The organism is Streptomyces europaeiscabiei (assembly GCF_001550375.1).
Classification (GTDB): domain Bacteria; phylum Actinomycetota; class Actinomycetes; order Streptomycetales; family Streptomycetaceae; genus Streptomyces; species Streptomyces europaeiscabiei.
This window is the reverse complement of record NZ_LRTR01000662.1, coordinates 24,270-42,764: the sequence shown is the minus strand read 5'-3', so window position 1 is coordinate 42,764 and position 18,495 is coordinate 24,270. Positions and strand designations below refer to the sequence as shown.

General features: G+C 68.1%; 16 protein-coding genes and 2 pseudogenes. 9 read left to right on the top strand and 9 right to left on the bottom strand.

Annotation, left to right across the window (positions count from 1 at the left end; all coding sequences use genetic code 11):
• Window positions 1-97: 97 nt before the first annotated feature.
• The gene (locus AWZ10_RS32365; RefSeq protein WP_046702442.1) at window positions 98-322 is read right to left on the bottom strand and encodes a hypothetical protein; all 225 of its coding nucleotides are present in this window, start codon (window positions 320-322) and stop codon (window positions 98-100) included.
• Window positions 323-639: 317 nt separating this feature from the next.
• A complete protein-coding gene (locus tag AWZ10_RS32360) occupies window positions 640-2,652 on the bottom strand; it encodes a DHA2 family efflux MFS transporter permease subunit (RefSeq protein WP_060892756.1) in 2,013 nt (670 codons plus the stop codon).
• 636 nt (window positions 2,653-3,288) lie between these two features.
• Here AWZ10_RS32360 and AWZ10_RS55885 point away from each other — a divergent pair.
• From AWZ10_RS55885 to AWZ10_RS55535, 5 genes and pseudogenes are all read left to right on the top strand, one after another.
• Window positions 3,289-3,561 (top strand): annotated as a pseudogene (locus AWZ10_RS55885) (glucose-6-phosphate dehydrogenase); the annotation flags it as partial.
• A 186-nt stretch (window positions 3,562-3,747) separates the two neighbouring features.
• Window positions 3,748-4,920 carry an MFS transporter gene (locus AWZ10_RS32350; RefSeq protein WP_159058427.1) on the top strand — a complete coding sequence of 391 codons (1,173 nt, stop codon included), beginning with the start codon at window positions 3,748-3,750 and terminating at the stop codon, window positions 4,918-4,920.
• Between the two features lie 47 nt (window positions 4,921-4,967).
• Window positions 4,968-5,114: a hypothetical protein gene (locus AWZ10_RS51740; protein ID WP_159058426.1), complete on the top strand. Its 147-nt coding sequence runs from the start codon at window positions 4,968-4,970 to the stop codon at window positions 5,112-5,114.
• A complete protein-coding gene (locus AWZ10_RS32345; protein ID WP_060892755.1) occupies window positions 5,111-6,073 on the top strand; it encodes an SDR family NAD(P)-dependent oxidoreductase in 963 nt (320 codons plus the stop codon). The genes AWZ10_RS51740 and AWZ10_RS32345 overlap by 4 nt, the downstream gene beginning before the upstream one ends.
• Window positions 6,074-6,122: 49 nt before the next feature.
• The gene (locus tag AWZ10_RS55535) at window positions 6,123-6,524 is read left to right on the top strand and encodes an MmyB family transcriptional regulator (RefSeq protein ID WP_079104520.1); all 402 of its coding nucleotides are present in this window, start codon (window positions 6,123-6,125) and stop codon (window positions 6,522-6,524) included.
• On the opposite strand, the gene AWZ10_RS32340 is transcribed toward AWZ10_RS55535, so the two are convergent.
• The 7 genes and pseudogenes from AWZ10_RS32340 to AWZ10_RS48465 all read right to left on the bottom strand — a co-directional run bounded on the left by AWZ10_RS32340 (window position 6,421) and on the right by AWZ10_RS48465 (window position 13,329).
• Window positions 6,421-7,353: an NADP-dependent oxidoreductase gene (locus AWZ10_RS32340; RefSeq protein WP_060892754.1), complete on the bottom strand. Its 933-nt coding sequence runs from the start codon at window positions 7,351-7,353 to the stop codon at window positions 6,421-6,423. The genes AWZ10_RS55535 and AWZ10_RS32340 overlap by 104 nt on opposite strands.
• A 562-nt stretch (window positions 7,354-7,915) precedes the next feature.
• A complete protein-coding gene (locus tag AWZ10_RS32335) occupies window positions 7,916-8,785 on the bottom strand; it encodes a helix-turn-helix domain-containing protein (RefSeq protein ID WP_046702437.1) in 870 nt (289 codons plus the stop codon).
• Between the two features lie 179 nt (window positions 8,786-8,964).
• Window positions 8,965-9,660: pseudogene (locus AWZ10_RS32330) on the bottom strand (type 1 glutamine amidotransferase domain-containing protein).
• Between the two features lie 27 nt (window positions 9,661-9,687).
• The gene (locus AWZ10_RS32325; protein ID WP_060892753.1) at window positions 9,688-10,080 is read right to left on the bottom strand and encodes a nuclear transport factor 2 family protein; all 393 of its coding nucleotides are present in this window, start codon (window positions 10,078-10,080) and stop codon (window positions 9,688-9,690) included.
• 66 nt (window positions 10,081-10,146) lie between these two features.
• Window positions 10,147-10,746, bottom strand: coding sequence for a flavodoxin family protein (locus AWZ10_RS32320; RefSeq protein WP_046702434.1), 600 nt, complete (start codon window positions 10,744-10,746; stop codon window positions 10,147-10,149).
• A gap of 244 nt (window positions 10,747-10,990) precedes the next feature.
• Window positions 10,991-11,902: an alpha/beta hydrolase gene (locus AWZ10_RS32315; RefSeq protein ID WP_046702433.1), complete on the bottom strand. Its 912-nt coding sequence runs from the start codon at window positions 11,900-11,902 to the stop codon at window positions 10,991-10,993.
• 77 nt (window positions 11,903-11,979) lie between these two features.
• On the bottom strand, window positions 11,980-13,329 hold the full coding sequence (locus tag AWZ10_RS48465; protein WP_244172615.1) for an FAD-dependent monooxygenase: 1,350 nt from the start codon (window positions 13,327-13,329) through the stop codon (window positions 11,980-11,982).
• A 203-nt stretch (window positions 13,330-13,532) separates the two neighbouring features.
• On the opposite strand from AWZ10_RS48465, the gene AWZ10_RS32305 reads away from it, so the two are divergent.
• The 4 genes from AWZ10_RS32305 to AWZ10_RS32285 all read left to right on the top strand — a co-directional run bounded on the left by AWZ10_RS32305 (window position 13,533) and on the right by AWZ10_RS32285 (window position 18,410).
• Window positions 13,533-13,985: an IclR family transcriptional regulator domain-containing protein gene (locus tag AWZ10_RS32305; protein WP_060892751.1), complete on the top strand. Its 453-nt coding sequence runs from the start codon at window positions 13,533-13,535 to the stop codon at window positions 13,983-13,985.
• Window positions 13,986-14,593: 608 nt separating this feature from the next.
• Entirely contained in the window at window positions 14,594-15,241 is a 648-nt protein-coding gene (locus AWZ10_RS32295) for a (2Fe-2S)-binding protein (protein WP_046702430.1), read from the top strand.
• A gap of 5 nt (window positions 15,242-15,246) precedes the next feature.
• Window positions 15,247-16,227, top strand: a complete 981-nt coding sequence (locus AWZ10_RS32290) for an FAD binding domain-containing protein (protein ID WP_060892750.1) — start codon at window positions 15,247-15,249, stop codon at window positions 16,225-16,227.
• Window positions 16,224-18,410: a xanthine dehydrogenase family protein molybdopterin-binding subunit gene (locus AWZ10_RS32285; protein ID WP_046702428.1), complete on the top strand. Its 2,187-nt coding sequence runs from the start codon at window positions 16,224-16,226 to the stop codon at window positions 18,408-18,410. Before AWZ10_RS32290 ends, AWZ10_RS32285 begins: the two co-directional genes overlap by 4 nt.
• Window positions 18,411-18,495: the final 85 nt, after the last annotated feature.

The following is an 18,495-nucleotide window of genomic DNA, read 5'->3' as shown; positions in this document are numbered from 1 at the left end:
CGCGACGGTGTGTGCCGTCGCGGCCCCGCCGTTGTTCACCCCGCCACGCGGACGGGGCGACCGGTGGTGGGTGGAGTGCCTGTCAGCTCCGCCGCGTTCACCGGACCGGGTTCCATCCGTCGGTACCGGCCAGGTACTTCTCCACGGTGTAGTCACTGGCCTGTGCGTCGGTGAGCTGCGGCCGGTTGGAGTTCACGCCGGCTCCGGGGCCGGAGTTGTGGTATTCGAAGAGCCGGGCGTTCCGCCAGGAGTAGTCGGGGGTCATGTCGGTCCAGGGTTGCCTGGTCGTGTCCCCGGCGGGCAACTCGGTGTCACGGATCACCGTCTGGGGCTTGGCTGTCGCCGCGGGTGGGTCCAGTCGTGTCGCCGTACATCAGCGTGCCGTGACCCGTCCCCCTGTCAGGCCGAACGGCAATGGCCATGAGCGCACTTTTCCGTCGGCCTCGAAGGGCAGAATCGCCTACCCGGAGAGCGATAGGGAGGGGAAAATCTCCTACCCCTCACAGCTTGCCCTGACCGGCGGCATGTCTGCCGATACGGCAGTGCGACGAAGGGCTCCTTCGAACCCAGGGCCAATGGCGGGTTACCTGGCGGTTGTCCGCCACCCGGAACGGTGCACGTGAGGCACCCCTGCAGCATTCAGCCCGCTCGCCCGTTGTTCGAGCCCGGCAGCTGTGACGTCAGGTCCTCGACCAGCTCGACCAGGTCCGTGGACCGGTCGGGCCCCCACCAGTCGCCGAGCAGTTCCGCGAAGGAGTCCTCACGCGCCGCCGAAAGCCTTGCCGCAGCCTCGTGCCCCGCGTCGGTCAACACCAGGTCCATGCCCTCGCGCGTGGCCAGATGCTCCAGCTCGATCTGCTGCAAGGCAGCCTGAATCACAGGCAGCGGCACATGGCTGTACTCAGCGAGTCGTATCGGCGACAGCGACCTTTCCGGCCGCAGTGCCCGCAGCAGCAGCCAGCTGGAGGCGGGCAGCAGGTCGTATCCGGCCTTGGCGGTGATCTTCTCGTAGATGCCGCGCCGTCCCTCCCGCGACCCGAGTACGGACAGGGCCCGCTGCATCTCCTCGCGGGAGGAGCGGTGCACGGGGTGGGCGCCGATGGTCTGCGCGAGGTCGGGCTCGGTGACCGAGCCGCGCAGCCTGTCCTCCTTGAGCAGCCAGGCCAGCGCGAAGCCGAGCAGGACGATCGGGGCGGCGTAGAGGAACACATCGGTGATCGAGGTGGCGTACGCGTGCAGCGCGGGCGGGCGCAGTGTGGGCGGGAGTTCGGCGATGGCACGCGGGTCGGCTTCGAGCGCGGCGGCCGTCTCCGGCGGCGCCGTGCCGGTGAAGGCGCCGCGCAGTTTGTCGTCGAGCCTGCTGGTGAAGATCGTGCCGAAGACGGCGACACCGAATGCCGAGCCGATGGACCGGAAGAACGTGACCCCCGAGGTGGCGACGCCCAGATCCTCGTACGACACCGCGTTCTGCACGATCAGTACGAGCACCTGCATGACGAGGCCGAGGCCGAGGCCGAAGACGAAGAAGTACAGGCTCATCTCGATGTCGCCGGAGGACTCATCGAGCCGGTGCAGGAGCAACAGCCCGACCGCGGTGCAGGCGGTGCCGAGCACCGGGAAGATCTTCCAGCGTCCCGTTCGCGAGACGATCTGGCCCGACATCGTGGACGTCAGCAGTAGTCCGAGCACCATCGGCAGCATGTGCACACCCGACATGGTGGGCGACACACCTCGCACGACCTGCAGGAACGTCGGCAGATAGGTCATCGCGCCGAACATCGCGAAGCCGATCACGAAGCTGATCGCCGAGGAGAGCGCGAACGTACGGATCCGGAACAGCTTCAGCGGAAGCACCGGCTCGGCGGCCCTGCGCTCGACGAACAGGAACCACATGAGCAGTACGGCGCCCAGGACGGCGGTACCGATCAGCGGGACCGACGTCCATCCCCAGGTTCTGCCGCCGAGCGAAGTCACGAGGATCAGGCAGGTGGCGACGGCCGCGATGAGGACCGTACCGAGGTAGTCGATCCGGTGTTTCTCGGCCCGGACCGGGATCCGCAGCGTGGCGGCGATCACGAGCAGGGCGACGGCACCGACGGGCAGGTTGATGTAGAAGACCCATCGCCAGCTCAACTGGTCCACGAACAGCCCGCCGAGCAGCGGCCCCAGGACGCTGGTCGCGCCGAAGACAGCACCGAACAGGCCCTGGTAGCGGCCCCGGTCCCGAGGCGGCACGATGTCGCCCACGATCGCCATCGACAGGACCATCAGGCCACCGCCACCGAGTCCCTGCAGCGCGCGGAAGGCGATCAGTTGGGACATGTCCTGCGCCAGACCGCACAGCGCGGATCCGATCAGGAAGATCACGATTGCGGCCTGGAAGAGCCTCTTGCGCCCGTACTGGTCGCCGAGCTTGCCCCACAAGGGGGTCGCCGCGGTCGAGGCGAGCAGGTAGGCGGTGACGACCCAGGACAGATGGCTCATCCCGCCGAGGTCGCTGACGATCGTCGGCAGCGCGGTGGAGACAATGGTCTGGTCGAGTGCCGAGATCAGCATGCCGAGCAACAGCGCGCCGATGGAAACGCGCACCCTGTGTCGGTGCCCCGCCGCCGGCTGCGGGTTTACCGCCCGTTCGCCCACGTCCTGGGACATTGCCGCCTCCTGAAGTCGATTTCTTTGTGACCTTGTCGGGCACGGCATTACGCCGGAATTTACACATGGGGCAATTCCATGCCTGCCGCGACGGAGAATGGGAGAAGAATCTGTCCCAGCCGGCAGCCGACCGGTGGAATGACGGACTGGTGCCACCTCTGTACCGGGCGGGGCTCGGCTCGTCTCTGTTCAGGGCGTCAACGCGCTGAGTCACCAGGACGATAGCTGCGGGGCATCAAGTGCGCATCGCCGTATGGGGGGAGGAATCTGTCCCCTGGATAACTCGTACCGGGGAGGGCAACGTCATCTTTACTTTCTCCTCGACAAAGGGAAGTTTATTGTCCGACGCAGAGCGCAGAGCGCGGAGACGGATACGCAGACGTGATGCGCGTAGCCCGTCAGGCGTCGCGTTGTCACGACATTTGGACGGTCGTCCCGTGGAGTCTGGCGTAGCGATTCTGGCCACTGCCGGCGGCTACTTCCTCGGTGGGCCGTGTCAGCTCACCAATGAGCCTTCGGGGCGGTGGCGAACGCCGGTGCTCTGTCGGGTCTCGGGCCCAAGGAGCGAGTCACAGATGATCAGAGCCGCACCCCACCGAGAAGTGCCCTCAGTCCGGCAGCCACGGCGAGGAACGACTGCGCCGCGTCGACCACTTCCTCGCCAAGGACGTCATCGAGGACCTGCTGACCTTCCGCTTCGGCAACACCACCATCAACGCCGTCCTGGACCGCCGCTTCGCACGCAGCGTCCAGATCACCATGGCCGAGGACTTCGACGTGGCCGACCGCGGCGGCTTCCACGATGCGACCGGCTGCCTGCGCGACGTGGTCCAGAACCACCTGCTGCAGATGCTCGCCCACTTCGTCATGGACGCACCGCGCACCGGATCGGCCGCCGACGTCCTCGACGAACGCATCCGAGCCCTCGGCGCCGTCCGTACCGTCCGGCCCGAGAACCACGTACGCGGCCGGAGAGATCCGCCCCACCCTGAAGATGCCGTCGACTCGCAGTCACCTGGACACCCACCCATGGCTACCCCGGACACCCCCACGCCGCCCACTGCGAGCGCCCCGAACGCAGCGGACAGGAACAGAATGAGTCGCGGCCTGACTCTGCTGTTCGCTCTCGCCGGCGGCACCGCGGTCGCGAACCTCTATTGGGCACAACCGCTCCTCGACTTCATCGGCGGGGACCTGCATTCCTCCACCGCGCTGGCAGGCTGGCTCGTGACAGTCACACAGATCGGCTACGCGGCCGGAGCACTGCTGCTGGTGCCCCTCGGTGATGTACTCGACCGGCGCCGGTTCATCCCCGGGCTGATGCTCTGCGCGGCCCTCGCCCTCATCGCTTGTGCGCTCGCTCCGTCCATCGGCGCGCTCCTGGTCGCGACCACACTCCTGGGCTTGACCACGGTCAGCGGCCAGCTGCTCACCCCGCTCGCCGGTGATCTCGCTGACGACACCAACCGCGGGCAGGTGGTCGGGATGGTGGTCTCGGGGCTGCTCCTTGGCATCCTCACCTCACGCACCATCAGCGGACTCATCGCGGATGCCGCGGGATGGCGCGCCGTCTACTTCGTCGCCGCGGCGGTCTCCGTCGCCTTCGCTCTGCTCCTTCGTCGTGCGATCCCTTCGCTCGCCCCGAAGGCTCACCTGTCCTACCCCCAGTTGTTGGTTTCGGTCTGGCAGGTGATCCGGCATGAGCGGGCAGTGCGCTGGACCCTGTTTCTCGGTGCCACCGCCTTTGGCGTCTTCACCATGTTCTGGACCGCCCTGACCTTCCTGCTCAGCGCGCAGCCGTTCTCCTATTCGGTCTCCGTCATCGGCCTGTTCGGCCTCATCGGGCTGGCGGGGGCGCTGGCCGCCCAGCGTGCGGGGCGGCTCCACGACCGGGGCCGGTCCATGCAGGCGACCGGATGGGGGTGGGCAGCGATAGTGGTCTCCTTCGTCGTGGCGGCGTTCGCCGGCCGTTCCGTAGCGGGGCTCATCGTGGCCATCGTGCTGCTCGACGTCGCCGTACAGGGCGTGAACATCCTCAACCAGACACGGCTGTTCGCGGTCGCCCCGCAGGCCCGAAGCCGCCTCAACACGGCCTTCGTCACCTGCAACTTCATCGGCGGCGCGGTCGGCTCCGCAGCCGCCTCCGTCCTGTGGTCCGTCGGCGGCTGGAACGCCGTCTCCCTGACCGGCGCAGGCCTCGGCTGCGTCGCACTCCTTGTGTGGGCCCTCGGCCGCCGCGGACCGCTCCTCAACGAGCGAAGCAACTGAACGACCGACCATCACCGGCATCACGACCTGGCTGAGGAAGGACAGCCATGCGCGTCGTCGCGTCGAAGACCACTACGCCGTCTCTCGACGCGCGCATCGACATCGCCGACGACGTACGGCTCGCCGAGTTGGACGCGGCAGGCACCGAAGGCAAATTCTTCTCCGCTGCTCTGGTTTGGAGCGTTTGGGCATGACCACTACACAGCACAAGATCGGCTCCGGTTTTGACGGCACGAGCACCGCCGACGACGTCCTCCGGGGCATCGACCTGAACGGGAGGCTCGCGATCGTCACCGGCGGCTACTCGGGCATCGGCTTGGAGACCGCCCGTGCGCTGACCCGGGCCGGCGCCCGCGTCGTCGTCCCCGCGCGTCGGCCGGCCGACGCGCGGGAGGCGCTGGACGGGGTTCCCGGCGTCGACGTGGATGAGCTGGACCTCGGCGATCTGGAGAGCGTGCGCGGCTTCGCGGAGCGGTTTCTCGCCTCGGGCAGGCCCGTCGACTTCGTCATCGACAGCGCCGGGATCATGGCCTGTCCCGAAACGCGGGTCGGGCCCGGCTGGGAGGCGCAGTTCGCCACCAACCACCTCGGCCACTTCGCCCTCGTCAACCGTCTGTGGCCGGCCCTCGAAACCGGCGGCGCACGTGTCGTCTCCGTCTCGTCCGGCGGTCACCACATGTCCGGCATCCGCTGGGACGACATCCACTGGAAGCAGGGCTACGACAAGTGGCAGGCGTACGGGCAGGCCAAGACCGCGAACGCGCTCTTTGCCGTGCACCTGGACAGGCTCGCCAAGGACTCCGGCGTCCGCGCCTTCGCCCTCCATCCCGGCGTCATCATCACGCCGCTCCTGCGGCACGTGGCCGAGGAGGAGAAGATGGGGTTCGGCTGGTTCGACGAGGACGGCAACCTGAGGAACCCGGAATTCTTCAAGAACCCGCAGCAGGGTGCGGCCACGCAGGTCTGGGCGGCGACGTCACCCCAGCTGGCCGACCTGGGCGGCCTCTACCTGGAGGACTGCGATGTCGCCGAGCCTGCTCCCGCCGACGGTGAGATGCGCGGTGTGAAGGACTGGGCGATCGATCCCGGGCAGGCGGCGCGTCTGTGGGAGCTGTCGGCGGAACTGACGGGCGTGAACCCCTTCGCCTCGTAGTGCGTGTCCGGAGCGGGCGAGCGTCTCGAACGCTCCCCTCTCCTGACTCGTGCTGGACGATCTCACCGCCTCCCACGCCTCCGTCACCGGCCGGCGCACCGACATCCTGGGCTGGAACCAGCTCGCCGCCGCCCTCTTCAGACAGTCTGTGAACCGGCCTGAAGGATCATGGTCACCGGTGCCCTGGGCAATGCTGATACCAGCTTGGACGGCTCCTCGCGAACGATCCAGCTGGTGGTCCAGCTCCGACCGATTGCGCGAGAGTGCGGCCGGACGTCGTTCGACGTCCGGCCGCAGCGTGAGGTGGCGCTGGGGGCTGCCGCCCCTGTGCCCGTACTTGACTCTGCTCAGAAGGTCAGGACCAGTCGGCCCCGCACGCCGCCGACGGCGAGGAGCCGGTGCGCCTCGGTGGCCTGTTCCGCCGGGAACGACTTGGCGACCCGGAGTGTGATGAGGCCGTCCTCCGCCTGCTGCCGGAGCCGGTCGAGCCTGGCGTGCTCCCGGGCGTAACGGAACACGACGATCGGCTCGTAGGTGATGTCTCGTTCGCCGGGGCCGTCGTAGCCGAGCAGTGTCACCACCCGGCCGCCGTCGCGTACCGCATGAGCGGTGAGAGCGCCGAGCGACGCGGTGTCGACGAGTCCGTCGACGCCCTCCGGGACCTCTGCGCGGACACTGCCTGGGTACTCGGCGCCGCGACGAAGTACGACGTCTGCACCGAGTTCCTTGATCAGTGCCTCGTCCTGCTCCGAGGCGTCGGCGACCACCCGCAGTCCGTCCGCCTTGGCCAGTTGGACGGCGTATCCGCCGACCGCGCCGGCCGCTCCGGTGATCGCGACAGTCTGGCCGGGCTCCAGGCGGAGGGTGTCCAGGGCCAGTCGCGCGGTCAGGCCGTTCATCGGGAGGGTTGCTGCCTGCACGTCGGTCGTAGCGTCAGGAGCGCGGACGACCGACTCCACCGGTACCACGACCTGCTCGGCGTAGGCGCCGTGGGAGCCGTTGGAAAGCACGATCGCCATCACGCGGTCGCCGACGCGCAGGTCCGTGTTCGTACCGGTGCCTATCTGGTCCACGACCCCTGCGGCTTCCATGCCGGGAACGAACGGCGGTTGGGCGTCCGGCGACCGGGCGACTCCGCTGCGCTGAAGGGCATCGACCGCGTTGACGGTCGCGGCGTGCACCCGGATGCGGACCTCGCCCGGACCGGCATCGGGAGCGGGCAGTTCGAGAACCTGAAGCACCTCCGGCCCACCGAATTCCGTGAAACCTACAGCCTTCATTCGAAGCACCTCATTGTTTGGCATGCGGTCGTTGGGTGTCTGACCCTCCCGTCTCGTGTGCGCCCGGAAAAGGGGAAGGTTCTTGGCTGGGATGAGGTCATTGGGGGGACGAATCTCTCCCCCCATGACCGGAGCGGGACCGCGAGATGCGATGCTCCTCGCGGTCCCGCTCCGGTATGCGAGCGGAGCAAGTACGTGGGACGGCCTGAAGCCTGAGGCAGGATCATCCTGAGGCGGAACGAGCGGGCTCGGCGTCCGAGCGCTCAGACGGCGAGGACGAAGCAACTGAGGGCAACGTCGGCAATGGTCACGGCCGCTCAACCGCCCGACGCTCACAGCGCCCTCGCGGCGGCCGAGCCGATGGCGTCGCCGAGGAAGTTGCTGTGACAGAGGTCGTACTCTCCGCTGGGCGGGGCTCTGTACGGGAGGCAGGCCGCAGAGATGCTCTGGTTCATCAATGTCCGCTGACATTTTCCAGCTCGTGCAGGCGACTCCTGTTTAGCCAGTGCAGCCCTGGCCAGGGGAAGGATTTCTCCCCCTGCGGACGTAAGTGGGAGAGGGCTCAGGTGGCGGGGTCGGACGCCGTCGGCTTCTGGTCCGCGGCCCAGGAGGCCAGGAGACGTAGTCCGTCGTGGGACGGGGTACCGGGTTCGGCGTTCCACACGATGATGTGCTGGTCGGGGTCCGTGCCGCAGGTGAGCGTGTTCCAGTCGAGTGTCAGCTCGCCCACCACCGGGTGATGAAGCTTCTTGATGCCCTTGCCGCGCATCGCGACGTCGTGTTCGGTCCACCACTGCCGGAACTGTGGGTCACGGGCGGAGAGCTCCTCGACCAGAGCGGTGAGGGGCTGGTCGGCGGGATAGCGCGCGCTCTCCATCCGCAGCTGGGCGATGGCCAGCCGGGTGACCTCCTCCCAGTCGGCATACAGCTCGCGCATCCAGGGTTCGGTGAACAGCAGCCGGACGAAGACGCGCTCCTGCTCCGGGTAGCGCCCGAAATCGGTCCACAGGGCGGCGGCGAGCTGGTTCCAGCCCAGGATGTCGGTGCGCCGGCCGATGACGAAGGCCGGGGAGGCGGTGAGATCGTCCAGCATGCGCTGCAGCTGCGTGTCCACCTGCTGGCGCTCGCGCGACGCGGACGGGCGCACTCTCTCTTTCGCCGCGAGGTCGAAGAGGTAGGTGCGCTGGTCGTCGTTCAGGCGGAGCGTCTTGGCGATTTCGTCGAGCAGGGGAGCCGATGCCTGGAGACGGCCCTGCTCGATGCGCGTGTAGTACTCGGTACTGATCGCGGCGAGAAGGGCCACCTCCTCTCGGCGCAGACCGCTCACACGCCGTCGTTCCCCGGCGCGGAGTCCGACCTCGGAAGGACTGAGCTCGGCACGGCGGGCCTTGAGGAACTCACCCAGCTCGTTCAGATGAGGGTTGCGGTTCATGAATTGCAGCCTCGCACAAATGCCCGGCGCTGTGAGGGGGGAGAGATCCTGCCCATGTGAGCTTTACCCATATATGAGAATGATATCGGCTTCGACCTGCATGGCAAAAGACAGAACGGGACTCGGCGGCCCGGAGTGCGTACCGGGCCGCCGAGTGAGCACATGGCCCTGGTGTCAGCTCACAGTGCCTTGAGCAGTTCCTGGGCCAAGGCTACCGCGGAGCCCGGGTTCTGGCCGGTGAACAGGGTGCGGTCCACCTCGACGTGCGGGGCGAACGGCTCGGTCTCGCGATAGTCCGCGCCGAGTTCGTTGACAAGGCGGTCCTGCAGCAGCCACTTCGCGCGGTCCGCGAGACCGTTCTGCTTCTCCTCGGCGTTGGAGAGGCCGGTCAGACGGTAGCCGGTGAACGGGGATGTCCCGTCCGGGCCGATGGTGGCCAGCAGCGCCGCGGGGCCGTGGCACACCAGGGACACCGGCTTGCCCGAGGCGAGCCAGTCGGTGAGCAGCTTGCCGGAGGCGGCGTCATCGGGCAGGTCTTCCATCGGGCCCCAGCCGCCGGGGTAGAACACGGCCACGTAGTCGTCGATGTTGACGTCCTCGATGCGCATCGGGTGCGCCAGCTCGGTCGCCTCGTGCAGGGCGGTGCGCATACGCTACGCGCCTTCCTCGCCGCCGTTGAAGTCCGCGGTGAGGCTGAGCGCGTCCGCCGTGGGCGGCACACCGCCGGGCGTCGCCGCCGCGATCTCGAATCCGGCCTCCTTGAAGACCTGGTAGGGGCCGATTGCTTCCTCGGCCCAGAAGCCGGCCGGCTGCCGGGTTCCGTCGGCCAGCGTCCAGTGGTCGGACGCGGTGATCACGAAGAGGATCTTCGCCATGGGTGGATCTCCTTGAGGGGGGTGGTCTCAGCCCTTGAGGGCTTCCTGGATGACGTGGCTGTCGGCGGCCTGCCGCATGCTGACGGCCTTGCCGTCACGGACGGTCCACAGGTGGATGAACCGGACGTCGGCCGTGTTCCCGGTCTTCGTCTCGGCGTGGTAGTGCCCGAACACGAAGACATGGCCCTCGTCGTCCGCGTAGAACTCCTCGGGCACCGCGCCCAAGGAGACGATGTTCGGCATCGGCGTGCCGAAGAAGTCCTTCGCCACGCTGTCCCAGCCGTGGTAGACGCCGCTGTTCGGGAAGCCCGGAGTGATGTCCCAGACGAGGTCAGGGTCCATGACCTCCGAGGTGACCTCGGGCGCCATTCGGGATTCGTATACCCGGCGGATGAGGGCGAGGTTCGGAGAGTCGGACATGGGTTGCTCCTTGCGGGGGGTGGGGTTGGTCGATCGGAATCGGAAACAGGAAAGAAGGCCAGGCGATCAGGCGGCGAGCGCGGCCCGCCCGGCCCGGAAGACCGCGGCCTGGTGTGCGACGCGCGCGCCCAGGTGCTCCGCGGTGGCGAGGTCCGACCGGTGGACCGCCTCCGGGCCGGCATCGGTGGGGCTCTGGGCACCGGCACCCATGAAGAAGCCCAGCCGGTTGATGTCGTCCTCGCTGCCCTTGGTGGAATCCCAGCCCGGCATCAGACCCAAGCTGATCCAGTGCATGCCGTGCTGAGCGGCCAACGTGGCGAAATAGTTCAGGGTTGACGACTTGTCACCGCTCTTGGCACCGGAGTTGGTGAAGCCCGCGGCAAGCTTGTCCACCCAGGCGTGCGAGAACCAGCGCTTGCTGCTGGCCTCGGCGAACACGTGGAACGCCGAGGAGGCGGTACCCATGTACGTCGCGGCGCCGAAGATGATTGCGTCAGCGGCGTCCAGCTGCGCCCACTGCTCATCCGTGATGGTGTCCACGGAGATCACGACCACGTCGGCGCCGGCTCCCGCCGCGCCACGGGCCACGGCCTCGGCGACGACGGCCGTGTGGCCGTAGCCCGAGTGAAAGGCAATGGCGATCGTGGTGCGGCCGGAAGGGGACATGATGATCGGGCTCCTCGAATGTCTTTGTGCGGTGTGTGACCGAGCATTGCATCGGAAGAGCGCACTGTGAGGGGTAAGAAATTTTCCCCCGCCTACCGCTCTACCGGTATGCGAATCCGGCCCGACGGCCGGACCCTGCAGAGTGGCTCGTCCGGCACCCGCGTGGTAAGACAGTTACGGTTTGCGTTCGCTGCTCGTCGGAGACCCGGTCTCTGTCCATACTCGGCTGAGGCGTTGTGGGCCACTAGAGGACGCCGAAGAACTCCACCATCTTGGGGATTGCCTGGTCCACGTACTCAGGCACGTCGTACATCGCGATATGCGTTGCGCCTTCGACGACGAACAACTCCTTCGGCCCCTTGGAAAGCTCGTAGGCCTGGTCGCTGAATACCTTTGTGTCCGCCTTGCTCCCTGCGATGAGGAGCATCGGCTGGGTAAGCAGTTCCGGGATCTGGTCGAACGTCGAGAAGGCGAACATCTTGTCCATGCTGGTCAGCAGGAAACGTCCCTTCGAATTGGGATGTTCACCTCGCGGCGTCCTGTAGTAGTCGTACCCCTCGCGCAGGAGGTCCGGCGTGCTCTCGTTGATCTCCTCCAGCGTTTCCGGGACGAACGGGGCGTAGAGAGGTTCTGCTCCCCTTGCTTCCGCCGTGCGCTGCTGGGCGACCATTTCCAGCGTTCCGATCTGCTCGGCCACTGGGGACAGGTGCCCCAGAAAGCTCCTGGAGCCTTCGCCCATCGGAGCCGCGCTGACCGTAGCCACTGCCTTGAAGCGACGTTCCGTCTGAGCCACGCTGATCGCGTAGCCGCCGCCGGCGCAAATGCCGAAGACCCCCATGCGCTCGGAGTCGACGAATGGAAGCGTGGTGAGAAAGTCGGCTGCACAGCGAGCGTCTTCCACCCGGGTCGTCGGGTCTTCCAGGAGGCGGGGTTCGCCACCGCTCGCTCCCTGGTATGAGGAGTCGTAGACGACGGTGACGAATCCGTGCTCAGCGAGCCTCTTGGCGTAGTGGCCGATGGTCTGTTCCTTTACGCCTCCGGCCGGATGAATGCCGACGAGTGCCGGATATTTCTTTTCTCTGCTGAAGTTTTCTGGCAGATGGAGATGTCCCGCAATCTCTACTGCATTATTCCTGAACGAAACAGTTTCGACCATGGTGCGTACCCCTTTTGTGTACTCGGGCCGCGGTCGGGCGGACCTGAGATCATGGTCTGCCGAAGCTCAGGGCATGTCTACTCGTGATGGGGGGGAGGAATCTTTCCCCTGGGTACAACTCGCTGGGTGAGTATTTGTCCCCCGATGGGGGCTCGGACCACACATCGAGAAATGCGTGCAATTTGCAAACATTTTCCACTCGAGTCGACCGGGCGCCCACGGGACGTCGGCGTTCCACTGTGCCGAGGGCGCCCTTCGCAGGCCATCCGGCGTGGTGATCCGACGGTGGTGAACGTTCGCCCTGGATGTCGGCGACCCCGGTCCGCTCTTGGCTCCTGTAAGGGTTCAGGGCGATTTCGCCTCGGGTGTGCCGCTGCTCCAGTGCCGCGAAGGCGCCGGTGGCGCGGTCGAGTGGACATGCGGCCGCGATGGGAGGGGGTGCCATTGCCGGACGTGACGTTCGGGACCCGGGCCGGTTCTGCCCGTGAGCCTGGGCGCGCCAGGGGTCGCGATCGGCGGGGAGTGTGCGCATGCGCGGCGTCGCCGAGCAAGGTGATCCTGCCCCGGCTCCAACGCCGTAGTGGCGCCCGGTCCAGCATCGCCCAGCGCCCGGGCAGACCGCCGGCGGTGATCAGGTCCGTCACCCGCGGGTCCCAGTCGGCGAACTCGGCACGGAACGCCTCGATCGTGGCCGTCGTACTCCAGGACTCGTCGGTGTAGTCCCCGGCCGGGGCGAAAGCGACGACATTGACGGCCTGCCCACCTGCGACCGGATAGTGCACGAAGTGCCGTCCGGGCCCGAGCCAGAGGGTCTGGGCGCGGCGCAGGGCGAAGTCGGGCGCAGCTTGGGCGGACACGATCGTGCGGAAGGCGCAGATACCGGAATAGGTCGGCGGTGCGGCCTCGGTCACCGCGCCGCGGACGACGGAGTGCACGCCGTCGGCGCCGATGACGATGTCCGCCTCGGCCTGGCTGCCATCGGCGAAGCGCAGCGATACGACGTCCTTGCGTGCGTCGACCGCCGTGCAGCGTGCGCCCAGGCGGACCCACTCGCTGGGCACAGTCGCCCTGAGAGAGTCCAGCAGGTCGGCCCGGTGCACGACATAGGTGCGCTCGCCGTAGAGCCGTTCGCACACGCCGCTGAGCTTCTCCACCGACAGCACGCTGCCGTCCGCCCAGCGGCGGAACTCCCAACCCCTGTCCAGCGGCACGGCCCGGCGGAGGAACTGGTCCATGACGCCGAGGCGCCGCAGCAGCCGTACGGCATTGGGAGCCATCACGAGCCCCGCGCCGACCTCGGTGAGCGCGGGCGCCTGCTCGTAGACGGTGACCGTCAACCCCGCGCGGCGCAGGAAGGCACCGGCGGCCAGACCACCGATGCCACCCCCGACGATGGCAATGCGCGGACCCGACACGGTGGCAGGCACTGATGGACTCCTCTGGCTCGTCCAGGGCAAAACAACTGGCCCCCAGATCCTGTCTGGCGACCGGCGCCGCCGGGAACGGCTGTGCTCATTGAATGGACAGCGTTTTCCATGGCATGGCTACTCTGAGTCGGCAAGACGAGCGGGCCGCACAGCGAGCAGGCCTTACCCAATGTCCCGGACCAGTGAGCCCGGCAGGACTGACGGTGAGTTCCCGCCTGCTGGACGTACTGTTCGCGTTCCACCCCGGGCACAGTGTGCTCAGCCTCGCCGACCTGGTGCGCAAGACGGGCATGCCGCACGACACCGTGCGGAGACTGGTCATGGAGCTCACCGACTTCGGCGCGCTGGACCGTCGGCCGGACGCCAGATTCACGGTGGGACGGCGGCTGTGGCAACTCGGGACCCTCGCCCCGCTTGCCGAATCACCGCGCACGTTGGCCCAGCCGTTCCTCGAGGATCTCTACACCGCGCTTCACCAGCACGTCCGACTGGCGGTCCTGGAAGGCCAGGAAGCGGTGATCATCGAGAGGCTGCCCGCGCCGGAGGCACTCGGGCTCGTCCTGCAGGTCGGCGGGCGATTCCGCGACAACGCCTGGTGGTCAGTGTTCGGGAAGGGACGGTCGAAGGCAGGCCGAGTCGGCGACGCGAAGCTGTAGGCGCCGCCCCGTGTCCTCGCCCGAGCGGCTCCCGTTCTGGACATGCTCGTCCAAGTCATCCGCGCGTGGAGATATAAAGGTGGTTGATGCACTCACGCTTGTTTGATGTGGATCAGAAGGTTAATGCTTGGTCTGTGTCCAGAACCCTGGCCTTGATCACCGGTGACTGCTCGGTCAGCGGTGTCGCCTGTGTCCCGCCCTCGGTCGCCGACTGCGACTTCCTCCCGGTGGCCCTGTTGACGGGCCGGCGGAACGACCTGGCCATCGACTCGGGCGCGGTCGGCGCAGCCGCGGCGCACTGTCCGACCTCCGGTGACATCCGGCTGCCGGCACGCCGCGCTCGAGTCGGCGGCGTCTCGCCGCTGCGCCGGTCTCGCCGGGCGTGCGGGGGAGGTGCCGTGTCTTCCGGGCCAGGAGGACCAGTGGGCCGCGCTCGGCGCAGTCCTGGGAGCCGAATCCGCCCTGCCGTACTGCGGCAGCGACGCTTCTCCTGCCGTCCCGGGGGAACGGCAGCCTGGCTGAGCAACGGGCACGGCACCCCTTCGCGGACGGCCCGGCCATCGATACGCCCCTGCCAACCACCCGTACCCCATCGAGGGAGTGTGGACATGTCCACCGAACATCCCGCCGAGGTAGAGACTTTCGCCGGCGAGCCCCCGTCCGCGCCCACTCGGCGTACCTTCATCGCCACGACCACCGCTGCAGGAGGAGTCGCTGTGGTGGGCGGCCTGATCGCGGGGCCGCCCGCGCTCGCCGCCGAGGAAGCGGCGGCCGCCGAGGTGTCGCCCGGCAGCCGTGTCTCCTTGACCGTCAACGGCGTCCGGCGCACCGTCACGATCGACAACCGCACCTCGCTGCTGGACCTCCTGCGCGAGCATCTCGACCTGACCGGCTCGAAGAAGGGCTGCAATGCCGGTGCCTGTGGCGCCTGTACGGTCCTGGTCGACGGACGCCGGGTCAATTCGTGTCTGACGCTGGCGGTGCGCCTGGAGGGCGCCGAGGTCACCACGATCGAGGGCCTGGCGAAGGGCGACCGGCTCCACCCGCTGCAGCAGGCGTTCATCGACCAGGACGCCTTCCAGTGCGGCTTCTGCACATCGGGCCAGATCGTGTCCGGTGTCGGGTGCATCCAGGAGGGTCACACCGGCTCCACGGAGGAGATCCGGGAGTGGATGAGCGGCAACCTCTGCCGCTGCGGCTGCTATGTGAAGATCGAGCGCGCGGTCGAGCAGGCCGCCGCCGGCCGGAAGGGCTGATCCCCATGCGTCCCTTCACCTACACCAAGGCCGCGGACATGCGTGAGGCTCTCAGCGCCGGTTGGCGCGGCGGACGTTACGTCGCCGGCGGCACCACGCTCGTCGACCTGATGCGGGAGACCGTCGAACGTCCCGGCTCGCTGGTCGACATCAGCGCCCTGCCGCTGCGCGAGGTCACCGTCACCGAGCGCGGGGGCTTACGCATCGGCGCCCTGGTCCGCATGGCCGAGGCCGCCGCCCACCCCAAGGTGCGTGTCCTGTACCCCGTCATCTCCGAGGCGCTGGAGCTGAGCGCCTCGGCTCAGCTGCGGAACATGGCGACCATCGGTGGCAACATCATGCAGCGCACCCGGTGCACGTACTTCCGGGACGTGACCGCCGACTGCAACAAGCGCGAGCCCGGCTCCGGATGTGCCGCGCTGCACGGCTACAACCGCAGCCATGCGATCCTCGGCACCTCCGACCACTGCGTGGCCACCCACCCCTCCGACGTCGCGGTGGCCTTCGCGGCACTGGAGGCGACCGTGCACCTGCTGGGCCCGGACGGGGAACGCCGTGTCGCCTTCGCCGACTTCCTGCTTCAGCCGGGCAGCACCCCGAACCGCGAACAGGCCCTGCGTAAGGGTGAGTTGATCACCGCTGTGGAGATCCCGGCCCACGCCCGCCCACTGAAGTCCGGCTACCTGAAAGTGCGCGACCGGCAGTCCTACGAGTTCGCCCTCACCTCGGCCGCGGTCGCCCTGCACATCCGTGGCGGCATCATCCGCGAGGCGAAGGTGGCCGCCGGCGGGGTGGGCACCGTGCCGTGGAAGCTGCCCGCCGTCGAGCGCCATCTCATCGGCGAACGTCCTTCCGACCGGCTGTGGGCCGAGGCCGCCGGGCACGCGGCCGATGGGGCGCACCCCCTCAGCCACAACGGCTTCAAGCCCGAGTTGCTCAAACGCACCGTCGAGCGCCAGCTGCGCACCGTAGGAGGCATCACATGAGCCAGCCGCAGGCAGCTGTCGGTGCGGGGCTGCCCAGGGTCGACGCACGGCTGAAGGTGACCGGGGGAGCGAAGTACGCCGCCGACAACAATCCCGACGGGGTTGTGCACGCGGTCATCGTGGAAAGCAGCATCGGGCGGGGCCGGATCACCGGCATCGACACCCGTGCCGCCGAAGCCGAACCAGGCGTGCTGAAGGTGATCAGCCACCTCAACGCGCCCAAGCTGCCGCCCGTGGAGGGGCGGTTCCCGCCGGGCAAGCCGCTGCGCGCGTTTCAGGACGACCGGGTCCAGTTCTTCGGACAGCCCGTCGCGGTCGCGGTGGCGACCACGCTGGAGATCGCACAGCACGCCGCGAGCCTGGTGAAGGTCTCCTACGCCGCCGAGACCTCCTCGACCGACCTGAGCGTCGCCGACGCCGCCGGAGAAACCCAGACCTATGCACGCGGCGACGCCGACCGGGCCCTGGGCTCCGCCCCCGTCCGGCTTGAGAGCGCGTACCGGACGGCCCGCAACCACCACAACCCGATGGAACCGGCCGGCATCGTCGCCCACTGGGACGGCGACCGGCTGACCGTCTGGGAGAAGACCCAGTACGTGCAGGGCGCCGTGTTCACCTTCTCCGGCGAGTTCGGCATCCCTCCGGGCAACATCCGCGTCATCTCGCCGTTCATCGGCGGAGCCTTCGGCAACGCCGCCCGCACCTGGGTGCACTCCGTCATCGCGGCCATGGCCGCACGCGAAGTGAAACGCCCCGTGAAACTCGTCCTCACCCGCAGGCAGATGTACTTCACCGTGGGATTCCGGCCCGCATACGAGTACGGACTGCGACTGGGCGCTGACCGAGGGGGCCGCCTGACCGCGTCGACGCACGACGTCCGCGCCGAGTCCTCCCGCTACGAGACGTACAGCGAAAGCGTTCTCGTCCCCGGCCGGATGCTCTACAGCACGCCCAACGTCCGCCAGGCGTATGACCACGTCCCGCTGGACGTGAGCACGCCGATGTTCATGCGCGGCCCCGGCTACGCCAGTGGCGCCTACCCCGTCGAGTCGGCCATGGACGAACTCGCCCATGAACTGGGTGTGGACCCGATCGAGCTGCGCCTGCGCAATGAACCGGCCGACGACGAGTCCAGCGGCCTGCCGTTCTCCACCCGCCGCCTGCGCGAGTGCTACCGCACGGGTGCCCGTGAGTTCGGCTGGCACCGGCGCAACCCGAAGCCGCGCTCGAAGCGTGACGGTGACTGGCTCATCGGCATGGGCATGGCCGCCGGTGTCTACGACACCATGCGCAGCGAGGCCCAGGCCTCGGTGAGGCTGGATGCCGACGGCACCGCCCTGGTGCAGTCCTCTACCAGCGACATGGGCCCCGGCACGGCCACGTCCATGTCTCAGGTCGCCGCCGACGCCCTCGGCCTGACCATGCGTCAGGTGACCTTCCGGCTCGGCGACTCCCTCATGCCGCCGGCCGCCGGGCACTTCGGTTCGCAGACCATGGCCAGTGTCGGATCCGCCGTCCAGGACGGCTGCGACAAGCTGCGCAAGCAGGCGATCACGCTCGCGGTCGACGACGAGGGATCACCGCTGTACGGCACCGATGCGGCCGACATCGTCGTACGAGGCGGTCGGTTGTACGTGAAGGACGACCCCGCACGCGGGGAGACCTATCAGCGGCTCCTGGCCCGCAACGACCGGACCCATCTCGAAGTGCTCGGTTCGTACGCCGGGGCGCCGGAGCCTGAGAGGTTCTCTCTCTACGCCTACTCCGCGATCTTCGCCGAGGTGGCCGTCGACGCCCGCCTCGGCCTGGTACGGGTCCGGCGCATGCTCGGCGTCTACGACGCCGCCCGCATCGTCAACCCGAGACTCGCCGACAGCCAGGCCATCGGAGCCATGACCGGCGGGATCGGTCAGGCCCTTCTCGAGCACACGGTCACCGACCACCGCGACGGCCGGATCGTCAACGCGAACTTCGCCGACTACCTCGTGCCGAGCCACGCCGACATCCACGACCTGAAGGCGATCTTCATCGACGGGGAGGACTACGAAGCCGATCCCATCGGCGTCAAGGGGCTCGGTGAGATCGTCATCGTCGGAGTGGCACCCGCCATCGCCAACGCGGTGTTCAACGCCACCGGTCGCCGCATCCGCGAACTGCCCATCACCGCCGAAGCACTGCTCTGAGCCCCCGGGTGGCCGGTGTGTACCCCACCCGGCCACCCGGGCCTGTCCGTCCGGCGGCTCGTGACGTCACGCCCCCGGGCACCAG